The following is a 22588-nucleotide window of genomic DNA, read 5'->3' on the forward strand; positions in this document are numbered from 1 at the left end:
CAACTTGGTAAACATCCACGCAGCGTTTTGGCTTGGCCGACTCTGATTTCTTTCAACAGGCCCCCGAAGCGTTGACTACTCCGTGGCATAAGCAGGAGAGTGGCATGACTGGGTTGACCAGTGACTCCAAGCATGAACAATCAACAGATACTGGCGTGATCCCGGCTGCAGGGCAGGACTCCGGGCAGAAGAGCGGGGTGAATGACCCTGTCCTTAAGGATCCTTCTACAGCAGATGTCGGTCAGGTCGCCCTTGCCCTGAACGTGGATCCTGACCGGGGTTTGGACGAGGCCGAAGCGGCTCGCCGGTTGGAGGCGCTCGGCCCTAACGAGCTGGCTGGGGCGCCTCCTGTTCCTGCGTGGCGGAAGTTCCTTCAGCAGTTCAAGGATCCCTTGGTCTATCTGCTTCTGGCAGCCACGGCCATTTCGTTGGTGGCCTGGGTGGTGGAGCGCTCGCACCCGGCGGCCGGAGGCGGCGAGCCCCTGCCCTTTGATGCCATCGTCATCATGATCATCCTCATCCTTAACGCCGCCCTGGGATACGCCCAGGAGGCCAAGGCCGAGCGGGCGGTCGACGCCCTGGCGAGCATGACGGCCCCGCGGGCCTCGGTTCTGCGCGATGGCCAGGTGGTCAGCCTGGAGACCAGCAGGATCGTGCCTGGTGATGTAGTAGTCCTGGCTGAAGGCGATTCGGTCGGCGCCGATGGAAGACTGTTCCAGGCCGCGGGCCTGCGTGTGGCCGAGGCGTCGCTGACCGGTGAGTCGCTGCCGGTGGGCAAGCGGCCCGGTCGGCTTGACCGAGCCAAGGCTCTGGGCGACAGGGCCAACATGGTCTTCAACGGCACTGCGGTCACCCAGGGCACCGGTCGCATGATCGTCACCTCCACCGGCATGGACACCCAGGTCGGGAAAATCGCCGGCATGCTGGCCGACACCCAGGAGGAGCCCACGCCCCTGCAAAAGGAGATGGCCCGGGTCTCCAAGCTTCTCGGTCTGGCTGTCTGCCTAATCGCAGTCCTTGTTCTGGCTGCTCTGGCTTTGATGGAGGGCTTCCAGACAACCCAGGATCTGATTGACTCCCTGCTCATGGCCGTATCCCTGGCCGTGGCAGCCGTGCCGGAGGGGCTTACGGCCATCCTGACCGTGGTCCTTGCCCTGGGCGTGCAGCGCATGGCCAGGCATCATGCCATCGTCAAGAAGCTCAGCTCGGTTGAGACCCTGGGATCGGCATCAGTCATCTGCTCCGACAAGACAGGGACTCTTACACGCAATGAAATGACCGTTGAACGGGTGGTCGTCCCCTCGGGGCAGGTCCGGCTCACTGGCACCGGGTACGCTCCGGAGGGAACCATGCAGCCGGTCGAGGCCGGAGGTTCCGACGACCGGCCGACGGACACCATCGATTCGACTTTGGCTGAGGCGGTTGAAGAGACCCTGATGGTCGGGACCATCGCCAACGACGGAGACCTTCACTGGCAGGCGGACCAGGCCGGACCGGATTCCCAGGCCCAGTCCGGATCCGGGCATGGTTACTGGCAGATTGTCGGTGATCCCACGGAGGTCTCGCTGATTGTCGCCGCCCGCAAAATCGGCGCTGATGCCAAGGCTGATGGCTATCGTCGTCTGGCCGAGATTCCTTTCACGTCCGAGCGCAAGCTCATGTCGGTCCTGGCCGCCCCGAATGATGGCGGCAAAGGGCGGTCGCGCCTCTTCTGCAAGGGCGCTCCCGATGTGCTGCTTGGCCGATGCGACCGAATTCTCGAAGGCGGCCAGGCCAGGCCTATGACCAGCGCCGATCGGGAGAGGATTCTTGCCCAGGTCAGCAGCCTCTCGGCGGATGCCTACAGGACTCTGGGGCAGGCTTTCCGGCCTGTATCCGACCAGGAGCTGTCGGCGTTGACCGAACCCGATGAGGGGGAGGAGCCGTCAAGCACGGTTGGGGCAGACCAGACGGACCGGTTGTCCCAGAAGTCTCAGCATGCCCCGGCGATCCGTCTGTCCGCCGACAAGGTGATCCAGGAAAGCGCCCGACTGGAGAGCAATCTGATCTGGACGGGCATGGTCGGCATCATCGACCCGCCCCGCACCGAGGTCCGTCATGCGGTGGATCAGGCCCACAAGGCCGGCATCAGAACGATCATGATCACCGGCGACCATCCGCTCACCGCGGCCAGAATCGCGGGGGACCTGGGCATCATCAAGCCCGGCCAGCCTGCCTGCACCGGCGAGCAGCTGGATGCCATGGACTCGGATCAGCTTCGGGAGACCACCTCCAAGGTCTCCGTCTACGCCCGTGTGGCTCCGGAGCACAAGCTGAAGATCGTCGAATCGCTCCAGGACCAGGGCAAGGTCGTGGCCATGACCGGCGACGGCGTCAATGATGCCCCCGCTGTCAAGACCGCGGACATCGGCGTGGCCATGGGCATCACCGGGACCGAGGTCACCAAGGAGTCGGCCAAGATGATCCTGGCGGACGACAATTTCGCCACTATCGTCCAGGCTGTGCGAGAGGGCCGGGGCATCTTCGACAACATCCGTAAGTTCCTGCGCTACCTGCTCAGCTCCAACATGGGCGAGGTCTTCACGGTCTTTGGCGGCGTGGTCTTTGCGGGGCTTCTGGGCATATCGCAGCCCGGCATGGCAGGTGTGACCGTGCCGCTGCTGGCCACCCAGCTCCTCTGGATCAACCTCCTGACCGATGCGGCCCCCGCGCTGGCCATGGGCGTGGATCCGCAGACCGACGATCTGATGGACCGCCCGCCCCGATCTGTCAGCGACCGGGTCATCGACCGGGACATGTGGGTTGACATCATCTACATAGGCCTGGTCATGGCCCTGGTCACCCTGATCGGCATGGATATGCACCTGAGCGGCGGCCTCTTCACCGACAGGTCCGTCCAGGCGATCGGTCACGAGGCGCAGATCAGGGAGGCGCGGACCATGGGCTTCACCATCCTGGTCTTCGCCCAGCTCTTCAACGCGCTGGCCTCCCGCTCCTCCCGCAAGTCGGCCTTCCAAGGACTCTTCAGCAATCCCTGGCTCTGGGGCGCCATCGGCATCTCCATCCTGCTCCAGCTCCTGGTGATCTACGTGCCCTTCCTGGGCGAGGCCTTCGGCACCGTCCCCCTCCAGTCCCAGGCCTGGCTGGAATGCATCGCCCTGGCCTCCTTGGTCCTCGTGGCCTCGGAGCTGCGCAAACTGTTCAACTGGGCGGTCAGACAACTGCGGGCATAACCTGGCTTCTTCCTGATGCGGCGACCGTACTCGCTGCCGTTGCATTAAGTGAGGACACAGTTTGCGCCCTACTTCATCTTCCGCAAAGCCATTGTGGATCAGCTGTGTAGAGCCAAGGCTGTTGTTGCTAGGAGGGAGCGAGCGCATCCGTGTCCGGCGTCATTCTCGTTCGGGCGACTTTGGTTGTAGCAGAAGACCGCTTCGTCAAGGTTGGCTTGGAAGCATGAGTAGTCAGAATCGCCCAGCGCAGCATGAAGCAATGGATGCATGCTATTGCTGTCAGCTATACACATTGATGCCTTACCATGCACTGCAATTTTGCATTAAAGTAAGAAATTAGCTGTAATTTTGCACTTTAATGCAAAATTACAGACAACGAGGAAGGTGGGCTCCGATGGAGAAGATGTCTCAGGTTACGGTGCGTATATCCGATGCGGACAAGCAACAGGTGGATCATATCGTGAAGGAGCTTGGTCTGGATATGACTACGGTCACCAGAGCCTTTTACAAGCAGATCATTCGGGAGCAGCGGATCCCCTTGGACTTCAGCTTGGATCTACCTGCTGAAACCGAGGAGGCCTTGGAGGAATCGCGCCGTCTGGCCATGAGGGGAAAGACTAAGGGGTACGCCACAGGAAAGGACTTGGTGGATGGCGTGCTAGCAGCTGCTGGCGTGGACTGATGAGGCTTGCGCTGGTTCCTACCGGTGCTTTCGCGAGAGATCTGAAGCGCATGGCTCGCCGGCACGTCCCATTAGAGCCGGTCGAGGAGGTGCTTGATCTGATAGCGGAGAATTCCGAAGCGTCGCTCCGTACTTTGAAAGCGCATCATCGGATGCATATGCTGCAAGGTTATGCAGCTATGTATGAGTGCCATGTAGGCAATGCCGGAGATCTGCTGCTGGTGTGGCATAGGGAGGGCGGTGCTGCCTATATGCTGCGACTAGGTTCCCACGATCAGGTGTTGGGCAGGCGCGGTGGATACTGAGCTTCAGCAAATGGATCAAACTTATATCAAGGATCTAGCCCACTATTGCGTAGGCAGATGATCTGTAGAGAGCATAGCGACTGGTATTAAATAATCGGCAATCTAAAGTGCCCCCCGTGGGACTCGAACCCACAACCCACGACTTAAAAGGACGCTGCTCTAACCATTGAGCCAGAGGGGCAACAGCTCAACACTACATGTTTGGTCTGGATTTTTCCAGTTCACGGCAAGCCGGTTCTCGGGCGAAGCATCACTGAAAACCTGTACAGATAGATGAAGAATATCAATATGAAGCGCTACCCTTCCGCCCGCTTAGGAAGGTTGTTGAGGTGGGTAGAGGGCGGTAGGGGCGGCTAGGCGCTGAACTTGTGCGACGGGATCCGTGCCGGACAATAAACGAACCTGCATGCCAAAGCTTCTGCCAAGGCTGTTGAGAGGCATTCCTCCCCGTTAGGTGTTGGCTGGTCGTTGTTTTGCCATCTGCAGATGGCGAACTGGCGAGCGACGTTGATTCCCCGTACTCGGATTGAAAGAATCATCTCTGCGAGGCGATCTTTTGCCATCGCAACTGCGCTGAGGGAGGGAGCTCCGATGAAACATCCGGCTCAATACGCATTGCCGCACGCACAGAGCGTCACAGGTTCATATGGGCATTCGCCCGTTTACAAGCGCGGGATACTGCTATGAAGCGTACCGCCAATCCTTCCGGCCAGAGCGAGCCTTTCGCCATCCATGCATCTGGTCTGTGTAAGCAGGTTTCGCCCAGGAAAGGGGAGACCATCACTCTCCTGGAGAATGTGGAGTTCACTGCTTCCTGGAGAGCCATGACCGGGATTGTAGGGCCGTCGGGTAGCGGCAAATCAACTCTGCTCTACTGCCTGGCTGGTCTCGAACCAGTCAGCTCGGGCCAGGTGGAAGTCCTGGGTCGTCGCATCTCTGCCATGGGGTCTGCAGCGTCAGCGCGATTCCGGCGTGTGCACCTGGGCTTCGTTTTCCAGTCCTATAATCTGGTGCCTTCGATGAGCATGGAGGACAATCTCAAGCTGCCCTTCATTCTGCGCAAGACCCGCTGGCCGGAGGATCAGGCGGTCGAGCTGCTGGGCAGACTGGGCATCAGGGGGCTACTCAAGTCCAATGTGACCCTCCTGTCAGGGGGCGAGCAGCAATGTGTGGCTCTGGCCCGCGCGCTGCTTTCAGATCCCGATATCATCTTCGCCGATGAGCCTACTGGCGCCCTTGACCAGGAGACCGGCAATGCGGTCGTCAATGAGCTTGCCGCCTTCGCCGATCGACCGGGCCACGCAGTGATCATGGTCACCCACAGTCCTGAAGTCGCCTCCCGCTGCAACGCTCTGGTGCGTTTGTACGATGGCCGCATAGCCACAGCCGACAAGGTTCCTGTGCTGAAAGCGGGCATCTGATGCGGCTTCTTCTGCGAGATTTCAAGGATGCCCCCTTGGTTTGGTCTGGCGTCGTGCTTGTGCTGATCGCATCGCAAACCATGGTCGGCCTGCTTGCCATGATGCTCTCTTCAGCCAGGGCCCTGGGCTATCTTCCCGGCATGGCCGAACAAGGCCGCACTGCCTACCAAAACTTGATGATCCCCTTCGTAGCGCTTCTCATTGCCGCAGTGCTGATCGTTCTGCAAGTCGTTTCGTCGGTGGTCAACCAGCGGCGACGCAACCTCGCCCTCCTGGTCCTGCAAGGCGCCACGCCCTGGCAGCTGACCTCGCTGACCTGTCTGCGTGTGCTCATTGTGGCGCTCGCGGCCAGTGTGGTCTCGCTGGCGGCCTCTTTTCTGCTGGTCCGTCCCCTCTATGCCTGGGAGACTTCACAGTTCTTGATCGGCAGGCAGCCTTTTATCGCCAGCCACCAGCTGGCTTCATGGGCAGTAGGAACCTTGTGCGGAATATTGGTGGCCTTGATCGGCACACTGCTGACCATCCGGACCATCAGCAGGATCAGTCCCGTGGAATCTCTGCGTGCTGCAATCATTCCTCCAAAAACAGCAGGTTTGGCTCGTCGTATCGCCGCTGCCTTGTGTCTGCTGGCAGCCTTGGCAGTCATGCTGATGCCGATTATGCAGGCTCGGACCATACCTGATGAGCAACTGGTCCGTTTGCACACTGCGGCACCCATCCTGCCTATTGCCATGGGCAGCACTTTCGGTTTCGTGCTCCTGCTGGCAGCAATCTGCTTGGCAGGTCCCTCCCTGATGGGTGCGGTCACCAGCGGCTGGACCAGGCTCGTCGCTATTCACAGCCCCTCATGGCTGATCGCTTGCCGGCAAGCCAGCGCCCGCATGCGTAGTCTCAGCTCCACGGTCCTACCGCTGGTCGTGGGGGTTTCATTGCTGATGATGACCGATTCCTTCTACCAGACCAGCGCCGATTCCAGTCATCTGCTGCCTCCCAACCTGGATGTCAGCAGCTCTGATTTCTCCATGCTCATTACCCTTCTGGGCCCCGCACTGGTCGTCACGCTGGCTGGAGTATGCGCAGGATGCCTGATCTCAGCCCATGGTCGAAGCCTGGATCTGTCCCTTATCTCGATCGCTGGCGCGGACCCGAACCAACTTGAAATCATGTCCGCTCTTGAAGGGGTCATCATGGCAACCACCGCCGTACTGATATCCTTCACCTCCGGCCTTCTGCCGGTCATAGCCTACGCTGTCGGATTCCGCAAGGTCTTCGGGGCTGCCAGCATCGGCATACCTTGGGTCCACTGGGCGCTGGTCTTCCTGCTTCTGACTTTGGCGGCATCACTGGCTTCGTGGATCACGGTGCGCAAATCAGCAGGTCGTTCCCCTGCCGGTGTGATAGCACAGTACACTGGCGAATGAACCTGGGGATCCTGGGCATGCGGCGTGAGGGGGCGCGATGAAGGGCATGGCAACCAACCTATTCGAGCTGTTGAGCAATCAACGCTTGACCAGATTCGTCATGCCTCTGCTGAGCCTGATTTATACGCTTCTCTATGTCAGCGCCCCCACGTTCCCTCCAATCTGGGCCGAGAACATTCCTTTGCCCGTTTGGAAGACGGCCATTGGCCTGATTGGGCTCCTGTCTTCCTGCCTGCTGTACTGGAGCAGGCAGCTTCCCCTGCTCATCACGACTTTGGAGACCCTGACGTACATCGGTCTGTCATTTGCCAGCTCGGACGATAGCTTCCTGATACCACTGGTAGGCGCCCTCTATTTCTGCGTCTGTTTATCATCAGCACTCAGGATTGCAGCAGGCGTGGGTGAGGTAGCCGCAGCCGTCAGTCTGGTCACTGTCAGCATGCATGCCGGGCACATGCTTTTTCTGGAATGGTCGGCCAGGATGGCTGTCATCATGGCGGTCGCGGCCGTTGCCGTAGCTGTCAGGTCCTACCGGATTCGACGCGAGATGCAGCAGCGTCAGGAGCAGGAGCGGATCCGCTCTGAGATGCTTGCCAGGCAAAGGGATCAGGCTGTATCGCGCGCCCAGGTGGCAGGGGAGTTGCACGACAGCGTGGGCCACGACCTCACCACGATCATCGCCCTAACCCAGGGATTCGCTGATTCGGTTGAGATTGAAGAGCTGCAAGAGGTGCTTAAGGACATTAATCAGGTTGCCAGGGATGGATTGGCCGACACCCGGCAAGCCGTCCGTACCCTTGTCCAAGAGCATGAGGCGATCCCTCAAGAGCCCGATGATGATGGGCGCAGGTTTGGTTCCAGGCTGCACACGCTCGACGAGCTAGACACCGTAATCGCCCATGCCCGCGCAGCTGGTCTGGCTGTCGTGTCTACCGAAACAGGGCATCGGCGGCAGGATCGCAGACAGGACAACCTCTGCTTCATAATCAGCAGGGAGGCCATCACTAACACGCTCCGGCACGCCTCAGACCCGAGCACCATCGTCATCTCCCGCGACTATGAGCAGGACGGCACCCTCCGCATCAGCATCCGCGACGATGGGCATGGGAATGCACATCGACAAGCCTCGGGCGATTGGAAACCGGCCATTCATGACCATCCAGGAGTGGGCCTTAAGCAGATTGGCGAGCAATGCCGACTGATGGGAGGGAGTCTGAGTTGCGGGCCGAGCGAGAACGGGGGATGGACTGTAGAAGCCGTCCTGCCTGGCACCAGCGAGAAAGAGGGCAATGCCGATGATTGACCTGATGCTGGTCGACGACCTTGCGCTCCTCCGCAAGGGGTTGGTGCGCATGATCGAGGCCGACCACGATTTACAGGTCGTCAGACAAGCCTCCAACGGTCAGGAGGCAGTGACCATGCTTCGAGAGATGAAAGCAGCCGCCCAGCCGTTGCCTCGGGTGATCCTGATGGACGTTCGCATGCCGGTGATGGACGGCATCAGTGCCACTGCGGTCATTGCCAAGGAGTTCCCCGACATTCGCACGCTGATCCTGACCACCTATGACGAAGACGATTACGCCTTCACCGGTCTGCACGCAGGCGCCTACGGCTTTCTGCTCAAGGACGTATCCACCAGAGACCTGCACCGAGCCATTCACGCAGTGGCCGATGGAGACGCGGTGCTCACCCCCCGTGTCACAGCAGAGCTCATCAATCGCGACAGAGCCTACGCCCGGCATAAGGTCAGTGATCCGCAGGCCAGACAGCAGCTGGATAAGTTGACCCCCAGGGAGTACGAGATAGCCGGGCTCATCGCTCAAGGGCTCTCCAACCAGGAAATAGCCCAGCGCCTCACTCTCGAAATCACCTCCGTCCGGCGCTATGTAAGCCGCATACTCGACAAGACTGGACTGCGGGACCGTACACAAATTGTCATCACATGGTTTCAGGCCGGAATGTCTGTGTGACGATCCCTGACCGGCCATTCCGGGCATTGCGGGGAGAAAAGCAGAAAGAATGACAGATTCCAGAGCGACTCTTTCGCTGACCTGATGAGGTCGAAGCCAAGGATTAAAGCCCAGAACGTAAGTTTGGAACATTCTTTATTGCACATTGTGGTTCTTACTGTATTGGGTTCCAGCTATTCGGCTATATGCACGATGTCCCGGTGGCACTTGTTCGCTTTGGAAGCCCAGTTCCGTTGAATGTTGCTCAGGTAAGCTGAAATACAACTGCTGGTCAGGTTGCAGCAGATAAAGGCGCAGGCCTTGGACTGGGCAGGGGAGGTGGACCATGGGAATCCGTCTGGCGAGGATGGATCAGCCGGGGATGGTGGATGCCAAAGCGATTTGGGAATATCTGCAGGCCTGTCATGCCCGGACTGAGGATGAAGCGGCGGGGCTTGGTCCTCTGGAGGTCTGTCGCAGCCTGGATGAGGTTCGTCGGTTTGGCTTGCCTGAGGTGGCTCGTCAGGCGCGCGGCGATGATCTGCCGCCGGGGTTTGTGCCAGCTCTGCAGTTCGCCGCCCTGGACGCCGGCGGCAAACTGGTGGGAATGATCCAGCTGAGACTGCGGCTTACGGAGGCGCTTCTGCGCACAGGCGGCAACATCGGCTATTCAGTTCGTCCTGATTGTCGCCGGCAGGGTTATGCCGGTCTGATGCTGGATGGCTGTCTGCGACGGGCGGCCGCTCTGGGCATGCGCCGGGTCCTGATTACCTGCTCTCCATCGAACCTGGCTAGTCGCCGGACCATCCTCTCGTGTGGCGGGCAACTGGAGAATGTGCTCCCTAGCAGATCTGGTCAGCCAGTAGAACGGTATTGGATTGAGCTGTCTACCGAGTCAACAGGCCACAGAACACGTCAGCATGAACCAGTGTGAAAGAGGCCGATAGATTCCTCGTGTTGCAGCGCGTTTGGGGCGTTCTTCTGAGAGAATGGCAAGTATGGTCTGGCTGATTGTCCTGGTATGGGTGCTGGTGGTGGCGGCATTCATTGTATTCGTCATGCGTCTGGCGCTTGGTGAGTCCCAGGACCGTGCCTTCTCCCAGTCTCTGGATGAGCGTGTACGCCGGGCGGCCCGCCGTCAGCAGGAACGAGAGAATCGGCTGCCGCGGATAGCAGGAGGGCATCTGTCGTTCGCCCCTGGATCGGACGAGGGCGCATCAACTACTGAAGATACCGAACATCCCTATCCGGTCTATGTCAATTCCTCCTCCGTGGTGGAGGTTCGAGGCATGCTGGCCTCCGATTCCACGGACGAGATAAATCTGCCTCGGCCCCCAAGCGCTGATTCCGCGTCCTCGACCAGCCCGAGACAAAAGAAGAATGTTGTACCGTCGGTTTCTGCGATCTCTGGGCCCCCAGCCCCCAGGAGCTCCACCCTGCGATCATCAAGCCCTGAGCCTTCGCGTCGGCAGCGACGGGAGCCTCAGCCCACTACCTCCGACATCATGCCCGCAGTCCAGAGCGGTCCGCAGGCGGGAACGAGCCATCCGAGCGGGAAGTGACCGCTGGTGGTGACCATCCGTGTCCCTTTTCGCCTTTAGGCTGGTACCTATGACAACACAGCAGCTCCTTATTCTTATCGCGGTGTTGATCGTCCTGGTGCTGGCAGTGGTCGGCATTCTGGTGGCGGTCCGTAAACACCGGTCCCCGGGGGATTCCGCGCGCCCCGACAGTGCGGAAGAGCCTGGTGCCTTCCCAGCAGCTTCGTCGGGTGACCAGGCACCCCGATCTGCTTCGCACGCATCTAGTGCTTCTGCGGGTTCCGGCTCAGTCGATTCAAAGGAGTCCAGTCAGCCGTCCTCGGTTGAGCAAGCGGCATCGTCGGCGCAGGAGGAGCTGGCGCATCCGGAGGCCTCTGCATCCCGCATGACCAGGCTCAAGGCCAGGCTGGCCAAGAGTCCCAACCCCTTCGGCAAGGCCCTCTTTGCCATTCTGACCAAGGACCATCTGAGCGAATCCGACTGGGAGGATGTGGAAGACACCCTGCTCATGGCGGATGTGGGCGCCGAGGCCAGCGAACAGCTAGTGAAGCAGCTGCGCGACGATGCCCGGATTACCGGGCAGAAGGATCCCGCAGCAGTGCGCCGCGGTCTTCGTCAGCGCCTGATCGATCTGGTCGACCCCAATATGGACCGAACTCTGGCGGCTGCCCGACCTCAGGCCAACAGGCCGTCGGTCATCATCATGGTGGGCGTCAACGGCACGGGCAAGACCACCACGGCGGGCAAGCTGGCCCGGCTCTTCGTGGCCGATGGCAAGTCGGTGGTCATGGGTGCTGCCGACACCTTCCGTGCCGCCGCCGCTGACCAGCTGGAGACCTGGGGCGGCAAGGTGGGCGTGCCTGTGGTCCGCAGCGACCGTGACGGCGCCGACCCGGCCTCGGTGGCCTTTGAAGCGGCTGAACGGGCCAAAAATGATCAGGCAGATGTTCTCATTGTGGACACCGCCGGTCGTCTGCAGAACAAGGCCAATCTGATGGATCAGCTGGGCAAGATCCGGCGGGTGATCGAGAAGAACCTGCCTGTGGACGAGGTTCTGCTGGTCCTGGATGCCACCACCGGGCAGAACGGGATGATCCAGGCCCAGGTCTTCGCCCAGGCCATCGGGGTCACGGGCATCGTCCTGACCAAGCTGGACGGTTCGGCCAAGGGTGGCATCGTCGTTTCTGTCCAGCGTGAGCTGGGTGTGCCTGTCAAACTGGTCGGGCTGGGCGAGGGGCCCGACGATCTGGCCGTTTTCGATCCCGAGTCCTTTGTCGACGGCATCCTGGGAGACGTGTAGTCCGGCCGGTCGGTTGGTCATAAGGTGGTCATCCAATAGTCACCCGCAGGTAATGCGGCGGTGACCTGACCGTCATCCTCTTCCTGTTTGATGAATCGGGAAGTGGAAGAGAATCTGACGTAGGCTGTCCGGAGGTAAGCCCTCGTTATCGGGGACTGCCCGCCCGGATGGGGAAAAGAGAGGTGTAGGCATGGATTCTGGAAATGCTGCCTGGATGCTGGTAGCGGCATCCATGGTTTTCCTGATGACTCCAGCGGTGGCTTTCTTCTATGGGGGTATGGTCCGAGCCAAGGCCGTGCTCAACATGATGATGATGTCCACGCTGGCCATCGCCGTGACTGGGGTTATCTGGGCCTTCTGGGGCTGGTCGATTTCCTTTGCAGGCAAGGACATCGGAGGCGTCTTCGGCGACCCCATCACCGGCTTCCTGCTCAAGGACACGGTCACGGCCAAGGACGGGGTCTTCACCTCGCTTGATTCCGCCAACGCTGCTTACCCGCACACGGTGGACATTGCCTTCCAGGCCGCCTTCGCCATGATTTGCGTGGCTCTGATTTCGGGAGCCCTGGCAGAGCGAGTCAGAATCAGCACCTGGATGATTTTCGTGGCCCTCTGGGTCACCTTGGATTACGCGCCCATGGCCCATATGGTCTGGAATCACGGACTGCTGGCTGCCGATGGACCCATCTCCAACGCCATCGGAGCCCAGGCGCACGACTTTGCAGGCGGTACGGTCATCCACATCAACGCGGCAGTAGCAGCCCTGGTCATTGTGCTCATCATCGGCAGGCGAATCGGCTTCCCCAAGGAGTCCATACGTCCCCACAATGTGCCCATGGTCATGCTGGGTGCCTTCCTGCTCTGGTTCGGCTGGTTCGGTTTCAATGCTGGTTCCGCCTTCGCCGCCAACGGCACGGCTGGATATGCCTGGGTTTCCACGACCATCGCCGCCAGTGGCGCCACACTGGGCTGGCTCTTTACTGAGCGGGTCCGCACCGGGCATTACACCGCCATGGGTGCTGCATCCGGCATGGTCGCCGGCCTGGTGGCCATCACGCCAGCGGCCGACGTGGTTTCCCCGCTCTGGGCCATGGTCATCGGCCTCTTGGCTGGTTTCGTCTGCTGCCTGGCCTGCGGGCTCAAGTTCCGCTTCGCCTATGACGACTCCTTGGATGTGGTAGGCATCCACGGTGTGGGTGGTTTATTGGGCACGCTGCTGATAGGCTTCTTTGGTACCGGCACGGGCTTCCTGGCCGGCGGCAATTTCCGGCAGCTGCTGGTTCAGTTCCTGGTGGCGCTGATTGCGATCATCTACGCAGCTGCAGTCACTGGTGTGATCGCCTTTGTGCTGGAGAAGACCATTGGTTGGCGAGTCAGCAAGGATCAGGAGGTCATCGGCGTCGATCAGAGCGATCAGGGTGAGAGCGCCTACGACTTCGGATCCATTCTGAACTGATCAGAGAGGAAGGCAGCATGAAACTCATTACCGCCATCGTTCAGCCCGGACGGCTGGATCAGATTAAACAGGCCCTGACCGAGGTCGGCGTGCACGGTATGACCGTCTCGTCAGCCCAGGGCTATGGCCGGCAGGGCGGCCATAAGGAGGTCTACCGGGGCAGCACTGTCAAGGTGGACCTGGTTCCCAAGGTGCGCTTGGAGGTGTTGACCGAGGATCGCCGGGTCGACGAGCTGGTCAACGCTATCGTCCAAGCTGCGGCCACCAACACCGTGGGCGACGGCAAGGTCTGGGTGCAGACCCTGGACTCGGTGGTCAGGGTCCGTACCGGGGAGACCGGCGTCGACGCCATCTGAGGCAGCTACCTGCTGCCGTCTGCATGGTCGTCTTCCTGCTGACCAGTTTCGCAGGATCCCATCGCTGTGGTTCATTTCATGGCCGAGCGGTCGGGGTCCTGCTTTTTTCTATGACTCTTCAGGCTTCCTTGACCTGGCCAATCGTCCCCATCCAGACATCGGTGCGCGTTCTCCAGCCATTGCAGATAGCTCTGACGCCGATGAAGAGGACATTGAGCACGGCCCAGAGCATGGCTATCCGCCAGGTGGGCGTCCAGCTCATGGCCAGAGCCGTCATGCCCAGCAGCCCGATCAGGTAGATCACAGCGGTCAGGGAGCAGGTGGCCGCCAGATAGCGATAGTCCCCGGCCCCGATCAGGATCCCGTCCAGGGCCCACATCCATCCGGCGATGGGCATGAAGACTCCCTGGACGATCATGCCCACGGTGATCAGCGACCTGATGGCGGGCGTGGGGCTGAACAGGGGGGCGGCGAAGAGGCCCAGGGCGATCATGACCAATCCGACCAGCACTCCCATGGCCATGCCGGCCCTGGCTGACAGGTCGGTCATGACCCGTGCCCGCGACCGCTGTCCGGCGCCCAACTCGGTGGCTGCCAGTGACTGACCGGCGATGCCCACGGCATCCAGCATATTCAGTCCGAAGTTCCAGGCCGAGTTGACCCCCTGATAGGCCGCCAGCACCTGCTCGCCCAAGTGGGCTGCAGCCACCACGGTCATAAAGAGGCAGACCCGCAGGGCCAGGGTCCGCAGGAAGAGCGGGAAGCCGTCGCCCATGCTGGCCGCCATGCCTGAGAGCCGGGGCCGCAGTTGGGCGCCTTCCCGACGGGCCCAGACCAGGGCGGGGATGGTCAGGAAGAGCCCCATAGCCCACTCGGCGATCAGGGTGGCCAGGCCCGAGCCCAGAATGTCCATGTGCAGGCCGAAGACCAGAAGGATCTCCAGGGCGGTGTTGAGGATGGCGCCTGACACGGCGGCTACCAGGGTGATCTTTACCTTTTGCAGTCCACGGAAGATGCCGTTGGCCGCGTAGACCAGGAGCATGGCCGGAAGGCCGAAGACCAAAGCATTCAGATAGGTCTGCGCCGCCTGCAGGACCGGCCCACGGGCTCCCATCAGGCTGCAGATGGGTCGGCTCAAAGCCAGGAGAACAGCGCAGACGACCAGGCCGATGACGAAGGCCAGCCACATGCCGTCCACACCGGCCTGCATCCCCTCCTTGCGGCGGCCGGCGCCCATGAGCCGGGCCACCTGGGAGGTGGTTCCGTAGGCCAGGAAGATGCACAGGCCCACAGTGGTCAGCACCACGGTGGATCCGATGGAGAGCCCGGCCAGGGCCGAGTCGCTGATGTGGCCCACGATGGCGGTGTCGATCATGACGAAGAGCGGGGAGGCGATCAGCTGGCCGAAGGTGGGTATGGCCAGTCCGGCAATGGTCCGGTAGGTCGCCCGCCGCTCTTCCGGTGTGATCGATCCGGTCTTGGTTTCGGGGATGTTCCTGTGGCTGCGCATGGACGCCATGCTAGTGCTCGGGCCTGAAGACACAACCCCTGGAGCCAGCCCGTGGACGCCCTGCGGGTAGATGACGTATCACCAAACAGCCCTGAGTGCAAGCTGGATTGACGATGTGGAAGACTGTCCCCAAGTTTTGCACAGAGTTATACCCATGAGGTGGATAAGTTGCGCACATGTCCTCTAGGACACGCCTTGAATGTGGATAACTTATTTTTCTGTACACATACAGGGCGACCCTGTGCCCGTCCAGTACGGTCGGCGCGTCCCGGTGAATGCCTTGAGTGAAATCCGTCTCTTGGGGCTGCCAAGGACGGTCCTCTTCGTAGAATCGTGGCTATGGCTTCCGACGACTACACCGACTACACCCATCCCGAACAGCGTCCCACCGATCATGCCCAGACCGGCCGCGACATGCTTTTCGACCGGGTGCCCCCGCATGACGACGATGCGGAGATGGCCGTGCTGGGCGGCATGCTCATGAGCAAGGATGCCATCGGCGAGGTCAGCCAAATGATCGACATATCCGACTTCTATCAGCCCAAGCATCAGACCATCTATGAGGCCATCGTTACCCTCTTCTCGGCCTCCCAGCCGGTGGATGCGGTTCTGGTGGCCAACGAGCTGCTCAAGTCCGGGGACCTGGAGAAGGTGGGCGGCACCGATTATCTGCACTCCCTGGTGGCCTCGGTCCCTACAGCCGCCAACGCCACCTACTATGCGGAAATCGTTCACCAGCGGGCCATCCTGCGCAATGTGATCGCGGCCGGCACCAAGATCGCCCAGCTGGGCTACTCGGCCGAGGGCTCACAGGCCGAGGACATCGTCAACCTGGCCCAGGCCGAGGTCTACGAGATGAGCGTGGGCAGGGTCCGCCAGGATTACGAGGCCATCGGGCCGGTCGTCCACGACACCCTGGACCAGCTGGACAAGCTGCAGAACGGCGACTTGGAGCGGGGCGTGCCCACCGGTTTCAAGAGCATCGACGACGTGACCCAGGGCCTGCAGCCCGGGCAGATGATCGTGGTGGCCGGCCGCCCCGCCATGGGCAAGTCCACCCTGGGCATCGACTTCGCCCGCGCCGCGGCCCTCCATAACAACATGACCACGGTGGTCTTCTCCCTGGAGATGAGCAAGAACGAGCTGGCCCAGCGCATCATCTCGGCCGAGACCGACATTCCCTTGGTGGCCCTGCGCCGAGCGGACGACATCACCCCTGAGCGCTGGAATACCCTGAACACCTTCTGGAGCAGACTCCAGGACGCCCCGCTCTTCCTGGACGATTCGCCCAACATGAGTCTGATGGAGATCCGGGCCAAGTGCCGTCGGCTCAAGCAGACCAACGACTTGAAGCTGGTGGTCATCGACTACCTGCAGCTGATGACCTCGGGCAAGCGGGTCGAATCCCGCCAGCAGGAGGTCTCCGACTTCTCGCGCGCTCTGAAGCTGCTGGCCAAGGAGCTGGAGGTCCCAGTGGTGGCGTTGAGCCAGCTCAACCGTGGTCCCGAGATGCGCAACGACAAGAAGCCCATGCTCTCCGACCTGCGCGAGTCGGGATCCATCGAGCAGGACGCCGACGTGGTCTTCCTGGTCCACCGGCCGGACTTCTACGACAAGGAGGACCGCCCGGGCGAGGCCGACATCATTCTGGCCAAGCACCGCAACGGCCCCACCGACACCTTCAAGCTGGCCTTCCTGGGCGAGAAGTCCAAGTTCAAGGACATGCCCCAGGACTACCAGCAGGGAGGGGTCTGATCATGCGTTCCACGGCTTCCAAGGCGCAGCCTGCCGATCAGCCCGGTCGTTCCCGTCGGCCTTGGCGCTCGCTCCTGGCCCTTCTGGTCGGCAAGGCGGTGCGCCACTTTTCGCGTCTGTCCCATCACGGCGGTTCGGCCCTGCCTGGCAAGGTGGTGGAGCGGATCGACCCGGGCTTCCTGGCCAGGACCCTGTCGGGGCTGCCTCGCGGGGTGGTTCTGGTCTCGGGGACCAACGGCAAGACCACCACTACCCGAATGGTCGCCTCCATGCTGGAGTCCCTGGGCCTCAAGGTCTTCACCAACCCGACCGGGTCCAACTTCACCCGTGGCGTGGTCTCGGCCTTGGTTTCCACCCTGGGGCTCTCCGGCCGGCTGCATGCCGATATTGCCGTCCTGGAGTTGGACGAGGCCTATGCGGTCCACTTCGTGCGACAGGTCAAGCCCCGCTACGCCCTCCTGCTCAATGTCATGCGCGACCAGCTGGACCGGTTCGGGGAAATCGATACTACTGCCCGGCTGCTGGGTCAGGTGGCCCAGGCCACCACAGGCACGGTGGTCCTCAACCGGGAGGATCCGCGCATCTCCAGCCTGGCTGCTCAGACGCCGGCCCAGACCGGTGTGGCCTACTTCGGCCTGTCGGACGATCTGCTGAGCTATTTCCCCACCGATGACGACATGCATGCCTCGGATCAGGATGCTGATGGTGCCGGTGCGGCAAGCGCTTCCCGCCCGGTCCGCCCCGGTCACCGGCTGCCAGCCGAGGTTACCCTGGAAAGGGTCATGGACCACAGGGCCGCCTTCCGTCTGGATGGTCGGCTTCTGGAGACCGATCTGCGTCTGGAAGGCGTCTACAACCTCTACAATGCGGCAGCTGCCCTGGCGCTGGTGAGGGTCGTTCTTGAGGACAGGGAGCCTGATGATGCGGCGCTCATGGACGCCCTGTCCAAGGTGACGCCCGCCTTCGGCCGCGGGGAGGTCATCACTTACCAGGGCGCGCCGGTTGAGCTGGTCCTGGTCAAGAACCCCATGGGCTTCCGCCTGGCCCTGTCCTCCTTCAACCCTGCCGGCCAGGACACCATGATCGCCATCCGCGACGAGTACGCGGACGGGCGTGACATGAGCTGGCTCTGGGATGTGGATTTCACCTCGCTCAGGGATACCGGCGTGGCCATGGTCTCCGGCACCCGGGCCTATGACATGGCCCTGCGCCTGGCCTATGACCAGGTGCCCACGGAGGCGATCGAGACCGACCTGGATCGGGCGCTGACAGCATTCCTTGAGGTGCATCCCGGCCGACCCAAGCGAATCTACTGCACTTACACGTCTATGCTCCGGCTCCGGTCCGCCCTCGGCAGGATCACGAGCGTTGACGATGCCGGGGTGGGCGCATGAGCGAGCGAACCAAAAGGAGCGCAGGAATGCGGCAGACACAGGATAAGGCCAAGGCTGTGGGAGACCATCCGCCGCTGCAGATCCTCTCCCTCTACCACCGTGACATGAACATCTACGGGGATTCTGGGAACATACTCAGCGTGACCCGCAGGGCTGAGCTGTACGGGTTCCGCCCCATGGTCCGCTATTACGATCCCGGTGATGCCTGGCCCGAGCGGATCGATATGATTCTGGGCGGCGGCGGCCAGGACCATGGCCAGGAACGGATCATCGACGACCTGCGGGAACGGGGCGGTCTTCTGCATGATCTGGCCGACCAGGAGGTGCCCATGCTGATGATCTGCGGGCTCTATCAGCTCTTCGGGCATTATTTCGAGACCTCCGACCATGAGCGCCTGGAGGGGGTCGGCATCCTTGACGTGCATACCGTTGCCAAGCCCGAGCGGATGATCGGCAACCTGGTGGAGCAGGCAGAGGACTTCGGCAGGGTGGTCGGCTACGAGAACCATTCGGGCCTGACCTACCTGGGGGAGGGGGCCCGTCCCCTGGGCATGGTGACCGAGGATGGCCGAGGCAACAACGGCAAGGACCACACCGAGGGGGCCCGATGGAAGAAGGTCATCGGCACTTATATGCACGGGTCGCTGCTGCCGAAGAACCCGGCCGTTACGGACTTCCTTATCAAGGGTGCGGCCGAAAGGCGGTACGGCCAGGGCACCTTCGCCCAGATGAAGGAGACCATGGGCCAGAAGAGCCGGAGCGAGCTGGAGCGTCTGGACTCCCTGGCTGATCAGGCCAGCCGTATTGCCGCATCAAGGCCACGGTGATAGGAGCCTGCGGTTCCTTCGGTTCCGGCACAGGGGCGTGCCAAGGAGGCAAGGCGCTGCGGTCCCTCTTGCCATGGTGTTGAATCGGATCGGTCAATGATAACCAGCTAGACTGTAAAGAGAGACGGCCGCTCGTCTCTTGGCGGTCAAAAGGGCCCGGTACTTCAAGGGCGTATGAATGCTGGGAGGCATATCATGTCGGATTTGCATATTGGTGACGGATTGCACAAGGTGCTTCTGGCTGGCATTGGAGCGCTGGCCACAGGCGTGGAGAAGGGCCAGGAGGTCATCGACAGCCTGGTGAAGAAGGGCGAGCTGACGGTCGAGCAGGGGAAGATTCTCAACACTGAGCTCAAACGGAACAGGAAGACCCCTCCCGCTCCTGAACCTGCTGACAGCGCTGCTGCACCGGCTGCTGGCGCGCCCAGGCCTGCGACCCATGTTGCTCCTGACCCCCGTCGTCCCGACCATGATCCCTTGGCGCCAATGCCGAATCGTCGGTCCGGGTCCATCCCCATCACCTCCAATGATCCCATTGCAGGTCAGCAGGGCTGAAAGGCAGTCAATTACTGTCAGCGTCGGTCGTCTGCGCCGGAATGTCTGCCGCTGGTCGGCCATGCGGATAAAGGACGCAGGTGAGTGGTGAGTATGGATGCCATGAACGGACATGATGCCCCGGTGCAGACCATTGGCCTCTTCGGGGTCGGCACGGGAGAGCGGCAGGGGGCGGCAGGAAGGATCCGGCACAGGCGTGGCAGGGCCCGTCGACTGGCTGAGATGATCCGCATCGCCAACCGGTTCGACATCATCCACGGGCTGACTCCGGTCACCATGCGTCGACTGTTCGAGGCGCTTGGGCCCACTTTCGTCAAGGTGGGCCAGATTCTCTCCATGCGTTCGGAGATCCTGCCGGAGGCCTTTTGCCGTGAGCTGTCCAAGCTGCGCGCCGACGCGGATCCCATCCCGTATTCCGTGGTGACCAGCACCCTGGCCGCCGAGTATGGCCGTCCGCTCGACCGGATCTTCTCCTCCATAGACCCTGTTCCCTTGGGGTCGGCTTCCCTGGCGCAGGTGCACCGGGCCCGCCTGGTCAGCGGTGAGGACGTGGCCGTCAAGGTCCAGCGCCCAGGGATTCAAGAGACCATGGCCCAGGACATCGACATCCTGCGCAGCATGGTCAAGTGGGCCTCCCGGTTCGTCCGCAGCACCCAGGTGATCGACATCCGAGGAGTGGTCGAGGAGCTCTGGGAGACCTTCCAGTCCGAGGTCGACTTCCAGCGGGAGGCCGCCAATCTGGCGGAGTTCAAGGATTTTTGCGGCTCATACGCCTACATCGACTGCCCGAAGCCCTATCCCGAACTGTGCACCAGGCATGTGGTGGTGATGGAGTACATCGACGGGATATCACTCTCACGGCCCGCCCAGCTGGTGGCCCAGGGCTATGACCTGAAGGAGATCGGCACCAAGCTGGTCGACAACTATGCCACCCAGATCATGGACCGGGGCTTCTTCCACGCCGATCCGCACCCCGGCAACATCATCATCCGCGATGGTTCCATAGTGCTGATCGACCTGGGGATGGTCGGCCGCCTGGACGAGGTGACCAAATCGGCTTTGAAGGACATGATTTTTGCAGTAGGCCGCGAGGATTCACCAGCCCTGGCTCAGGGGCTGCTCCGTTTCGCCGGTACGGGAGAGGCCAGAGCCGAGGACTACCCTTATCTTCTTGCCGACCTGGATGCGGTCGTCCAGCGGTTCGGCAAGCTGGATCTGGCCGATCTGGACATCGCCGAATACGTCAATGCCGTGATGAGGCTGGCCGCCCGGCATGGCATCAAGGTGCCGGGGTCGGTCACCATGGTGGCGCGGTGCCTGGTCACCCTTGAAGGACTCTTGGACGAGTTCCTGCCTGAGGCCAACATCGTGCAGATCATCACTGATCATGTCGCCTACAGCCAGAGCACGGGGTCCATCCTCAAGGAGGAGGCCCGGAAGCTGGGCATCCAGGGCGACCTGGCCCTGCATGGCCTTTTGGGCGCCCTGGCCGAGTCCCAGACCGCGACCAAGATGCTGACCCGGGGCCAGCTGCGCGCCAATGTGCAGCTGGTAGGCTCCGAGGAACCTCTGCAGCAGCTGTCCGACATGGTCAACAGACTGACCATGGCCCTCATTGTCGTCGGACTCTATGTGGGCTCTTCAATCGTCTACTTCGCCCGCGTCAAGCCGGTGGTCTTCGGCATCCCGGTGGTCAGCATGCTGGGGTATGTGGTGGCCTTCATTCTTTCGGTTTGGATAGTCCTGGACATCCTGATCAAGCACCGGGCCCTCAAGCGTCGGCGACGCAACGGCGAAGCCTAGGCTGAGAGCCGGTCCATCCTGCACAGATACTGTCAGATACTGTCAGATGCTGAATCAGTTGGCGAAATCCTCCACGGTCTCAGGATCCTCATGGTTCATGAAGGCGGATTTGCCGGTGTCCATGGCCCGCAGCCGGTCCATCTCCTGGTCGCTGAGCTGGAAGTCCCAGATGTCGAGGTTCTCGCGCATGCGCTCCCGGTGGGTGGTCTTGGGGATGACGATGACCCCGTCCTGGACCAGGAAGCGCAGGGCTACCTGGGCAGCGGTCCGGCCGTGTGATTGTCCGATCTCGGTCAGGGTCGGGTTGGTGAACATCCCCTGGCGGCCCTCGGCGAAGGGTCCCCAGGACTCGATCCGGGTGCCGTACTTGTCCATGTAGGCGCGTTCCTGGGGGCGCTGGTGGAAGACGTGGGTCTCCAGCTGGTTGACGGCAGGGACGATTTTGTTGAACTTGACCAGGTCCACATACCGGTCGGCGTAGAAGTTCGAGACGCCGATGGCCCGCAGGACCCCCTGGTCATAGAGGTCCTCAAGGGCGTGCCAGGCTGCGTAGTAGTCGTTGAAGGGCTGGTGGAGGAGGACCAGGTCCAGGTGGTCAGTGCCCAGCTTCTTCATGGACTCCTCGACCGAGGCCTTGGTCTTGTCGTATCCGTAGTTGGTGATCCAGACCTTGGTGGTCAGGAAGACCTGGTCGCGGTCGAGGCCGCTCTGGGCCAGGGCATCTCCGACGGCCTGCTCGTTTCCATAGGCCTGGGCCGTGTCGATGGCCCGGTACCCGGTCTCCAGGGCGTCCAGAACCGAGCGGCGGCACTCGTCTAGGTCGGCGATCTGGTAGACCCCGAAGCCTTCCATAGGCATGAGGACGCCGTTGTTGAGCTTAACGGACGGGACGGAGGCGGATAAATCATTCTGCATGGTATTGCGCTTCTTTCTTGGCAGATTGCTCGACGGAGTTGGCTAAAGGCGGGAGCGTGCCTCTCTGATCTGCTTGTTCAAGGATAGGGCCTTCAAGCAGCTTGAAGTCAAGCTCAGCAAAGCGCGTCCAGCCTCCTGCGATGCTAGCGTGGGTAGTGAAGTAGC

General features: G+C 61.5%; 18 protein-coding genes, 1 tRNA gene and 1 pseudogene. 17 read left to right on the forward strand and 3 right to left on the reverse strand.

Annotated elements, in window-relative coordinates; all coding sequences use genetic code 11:
- Window positions 1-104 precede the first annotated feature (104 nt).
- The 3 genes from AC0AII_RS00160 to AC0AII_RS00170 all read left to right on the forward strand — a co-directional run bounded on the left by AC0AII_RS00160 (window position 105) and on the right by AC0AII_RS00170 (window position 4220).
- Window positions 105-3233 carry a cation-translocating P-type ATPase gene (locus AC0AII_RS00160; RefSeq protein WP_490445687.1) on the forward strand — a complete coding sequence of 1043 codons (3129 nt, stop codon included), beginning with the start codon at window positions 105-107 and terminating at the stop codon, window positions 3231-3233.
- A gap of 394 nt (window positions 3234-3627) precedes the next feature.
- Entirely contained in the window at window positions 3628-3915 is a 288-nt protein-coding gene (locus AC0AII_RS00165; RefSeq protein ID WP_490445688.1) for a type II toxin-antitoxin system RelB/DinJ family antitoxin, read from the forward strand.
- Window positions 3915-4220: a type II toxin-antitoxin system RelE/ParE family toxin gene (locus AC0AII_RS00170; protein WP_490445689.1), complete on the forward strand. Its 306-nt coding sequence runs from the start codon at window positions 3915-3917 to the stop codon at window positions 4218-4220. The genes AC0AII_RS00165 and AC0AII_RS00170 overlap by 1 nt, the downstream gene beginning before the upstream one ends.
- Before the next feature lie 108 nt (window positions 4221-4328).
- Here AC0AII_RS00170 and AC0AII_RS00175 read toward each other — a convergent pair.
- Window positions 4329-4401, reverse strand: a tRNA-Lys gene (locus AC0AII_RS00175).
- 502 nt (window positions 4402-4903) lie between these two features.
- Between AC0AII_RS00175 and AC0AII_RS00180 the strand changes: the two genes are divergently transcribed.
- From AC0AII_RS00180 to AC0AII_RS00220, 9 genes are all read left to right on the forward strand, one after another.
- Window positions 4904-5641, forward strand: coding sequence for an ABC transporter ATP-binding protein (locus AC0AII_RS00180; RefSeq protein WP_490445690.1), 738 nt, complete (start codon window positions 4904-4906; stop codon window positions 5639-5641).
- On the forward strand, window positions 5641-7062 hold the full coding sequence (locus AC0AII_RS00185; RefSeq protein WP_490445691.1) for an FtsX-like permease family protein: 1422 nt from the start codon (window positions 5641-5643) through the stop codon (window positions 7060-7062). The genes AC0AII_RS00180 and AC0AII_RS00185 overlap by 1 nt, the downstream gene beginning before the upstream one ends.
- 37 nt (window positions 7063-7099) lie before the next feature.
- Window positions 7100-8365 carry a sensor histidine kinase gene (locus AC0AII_RS00190; RefSeq protein ID WP_490445692.1) on the forward strand — a complete coding sequence of 422 codons (1266 nt, stop codon included), beginning with the start codon at window positions 7100-7102 and terminating at the stop codon, window positions 8363-8365.
- Window positions 8358-9032 (forward strand): response regulator, encoded by a 675-nt coding sequence (locus tag AC0AII_RS00195; protein ID WP_490445693.1) that lies wholly within the window; start codon window positions 8358-8360, stop codon window positions 9030-9032. Before AC0AII_RS00190 ends, AC0AII_RS00195 begins: the two co-directional genes overlap by 8 nt.
- A 325-nt stretch (window positions 9033-9357) precedes the next feature.
- Window positions 9358-9945, forward strand: coding sequence for a GNAT family N-acetyltransferase (locus tag AC0AII_RS00200; protein ID WP_490445694.1), 588 nt, complete (start codon window positions 9358-9360; stop codon window positions 9943-9945).
- Window positions 9946-10009: 64 nt separating this feature from the next.
- The gene (locus AC0AII_RS00205; RefSeq protein WP_490445695.1) at window positions 10010-10573 is read left to right on the forward strand and encodes a hypothetical protein; all 564 of its coding nucleotides are present in this window, start codon (window positions 10010-10012) and stop codon (window positions 10571-10573) included.
- 49 nt (window positions 10574-10622) lie between these two features.
- Complete coding sequence (ftsY, locus tag AC0AII_RS00210) at window positions 10623-11852, forward strand: signal recognition particle-docking protein FtsY (protein ID WP_490445696.1); 1230 nt, start codon at window positions 10623-10625, stop codon at window positions 11850-11852.
- A gap of 190 nt (window positions 11853-12042) precedes the next feature.
- A complete protein-coding gene (locus tag AC0AII_RS00215) occupies window positions 12043-13308 on the forward strand; it encodes an ammonium transporter (RefSeq protein WP_198199509.1) in 1266 nt (421 codons plus the stop codon).
- A 17-nt stretch (window positions 13309-13325) separates the two neighbouring features.
- Window positions 13326-13664 (forward strand): P-II family nitrogen regulator, encoded by a 339-nt coding sequence (locus AC0AII_RS00220; protein WP_101432992.1) that lies wholly within the window; start codon window positions 13326-13328, stop codon window positions 13662-13664.
- A 118-nt stretch (window positions 13665-13782) separates the two neighbouring features.
- Here AC0AII_RS00220 and AC0AII_RS00225 read toward each other — a convergent pair whose 3' ends face one another.
- Window positions 13783-15174: an MATE family efflux transporter gene (locus AC0AII_RS00225; RefSeq protein ID WP_490445697.1), complete on the reverse strand. Its 1392-nt coding sequence runs from the start codon at window positions 15172-15174 to the stop codon at window positions 13783-13785.
- 414 nt (window positions 15175-15588) lie between these two features.
- Here AC0AII_RS00225 and dnaB point away from each other — a divergent pair, with 414 nt between their 5' ends.
- From dnaB to AC0AII_RS00250, 5 genes and pseudogenes are all read left to right on the forward strand, one after another.
- Window positions 15589-16929, forward strand: coding sequence for a replicative DNA helicase (gene dnaB / locus AC0AII_RS00230; protein ID WP_101433023.1), 1341 nt, complete (start codon window positions 15589-15591; stop codon window positions 16927-16929).
- On the forward strand, window positions 16929-18323 hold the full coding sequence (locus AC0AII_RS00235) for a Mur ligase family protein (protein WP_490446079.1): 1395 nt from the start codon (window positions 16929-16931) through the stop codon (window positions 18321-18323). The genes dnaB and AC0AII_RS00235 overlap by 1 nt, the downstream gene beginning before the upstream one ends.
- A gap of 26 nt (window positions 18324-18349) precedes the next feature.
- On the forward strand, window positions 18350-19150 hold the full coding sequence (locus AC0AII_RS00240) for a type 1 glutamine amidotransferase (RefSeq protein WP_490445698.1): 801 nt from the start codon (window positions 18350-18352) through the stop codon (window positions 19148-19150).
- 195 nt (window positions 19151-19345) lie between these two features.
- Window positions 19346-19585: pseudogene (locus tag AC0AII_RS00245) on the forward strand (phasin family protein); the annotation flags it as partial.
- A gap of 213 nt (window positions 19586-19798) precedes the next feature.
- Window positions 19799-21508 (forward strand): ABC1 kinase family protein, encoded by a 1710-nt coding sequence (locus tag AC0AII_RS00250; protein WP_490446080.1) that lies wholly within the window; start codon window positions 19799-19801, stop codon window positions 21506-21508.
- A gap of 54 nt (window positions 21509-21562) precedes the next feature.
- On the opposite strand, the gene AC0AII_RS00255 is transcribed toward AC0AII_RS00250, so the two are convergent.
- Window positions 21563-22423 carry an aldo/keto reductase gene (locus AC0AII_RS00255; RefSeq protein WP_490445699.1) on the reverse strand — a complete coding sequence of 287 codons (861 nt, stop codon included), beginning with the start codon at window positions 22421-22423 and terminating at the stop codon, window positions 21563-21565.
- Window positions 22424-22588: the final 165 nt, after the last annotated feature.

It is taken from the genome of Bifidobacterium sp. VU/mBH4 (B4) (assembly GCF_058199535.1).

Bases quoted from the DNA above. Each gene is read 5' to 3' on its own strand.
- AC0AII_RS00160 (WP_490445687.1), top strand. From the start codon at position 105: ATGACTGGGTTGACCAGTGACTCCAAGCATGAACAATCAACAGATACT.
- AC0AII_RS00165 (WP_490445688.1), top strand. From the start codon at position 3,628: ATGGAGAAGATGTCTCAGGTTACGGTGCGTATATCCGATGCGGACAAG.
- AC0AII_RS00170 (WP_490445689.1), top strand. From the start codon at position 3,915: ATGAGGCTTGCGCTGGTTCCTACCGGTGCTTTCGCGAGAGATCTGAAG.
- AC0AII_RS00180 (WP_490445690.1), top strand. From the start codon at position 4,904: ATGAAGCGTACCGCCAATCCTTCCGGCCAGAGCGAGCCTTTCGCCATC.
- AC0AII_RS00185 (WP_490445691.1), top strand. From the start codon at position 5,641: ATGCGGCTTCTTCTGCGAGATTTCAAGGATGCCCCCTTGGTTTGGTCT.
- AC0AII_RS00190 (WP_490445692.1), top strand. From the start codon at position 7,100: ATGAAGGGCATGGCAACCAACCTATTCGAGCTGTTGAGCAATCAACGC.
- AC0AII_RS00195 (WP_490445693.1), top strand. From the start codon at position 8,358: ATGATTGACCTGATGCTGGTCGACGACCTTGCGCTCCTCCGCAAGGGG.
- AC0AII_RS00200 (WP_490445694.1), top strand. From the start codon at position 9,358: ATGGGAATCCGTCTGGCGAGGATGGATCAGCCGGGGATGGTGGATGCC.
- AC0AII_RS00205 (WP_490445695.1), top strand. From the start codon at position 10,010: ATGGTCTGGCTGATTGTCCTGGTATGGGTGCTGGTGGTGGCGGCATTC.
- ftsY (WP_490445696.1), top strand. From the start codon at position 10,623: ATGACAACACAGCAGCTCCTTATTCTTATCGCGGTGTTGATCGTCCTG.
- AC0AII_RS00215 (WP_198199509.1), top strand. From the start codon at position 12,043: ATGGATTCTGGAAATGCTGCCTGGATGCTGGTAGCGGCATCCATGGTT.
- AC0AII_RS00220 (WP_101432992.1), top strand. From the start codon at position 13,326: ATGAAACTCATTACCGCCATCGTTCAGCCCGGACGGCTGGATCAGATT.
- AC0AII_RS00225 (WP_490445697.1), bottom strand. From the start codon at position 15,174: ATGCGCAGCCACAGGAACATCCCCGAAACCAAGACCGGATCGATCACA.
- dnaB (WP_101433023.1), top strand. From the start codon at position 15,589: ATGCTTTTCGACCGGGTGCCCCCGCATGACGACGATGCGGAGATGGCC.
- AC0AII_RS00240 (WP_490445698.1), top strand. From the start codon at position 18,350: ATGCGGCAGACACAGGATAAGGCCAAGGCTGTGGGAGACCATCCGCCG.
- AC0AII_RS00250 (WP_490446080.1), top strand. From the start codon at position 19,799: ATGGATGCCATGAACGGACATGATGCCCCGGTGCAGACCATTGGCCTC.
- AC0AII_RS00255 (WP_490445699.1), bottom strand. From the start codon at position 22,423: ATGCAGAATGATTTATCCGCCTCCGTCCCGTCCGTTAAGCTCAACAAC.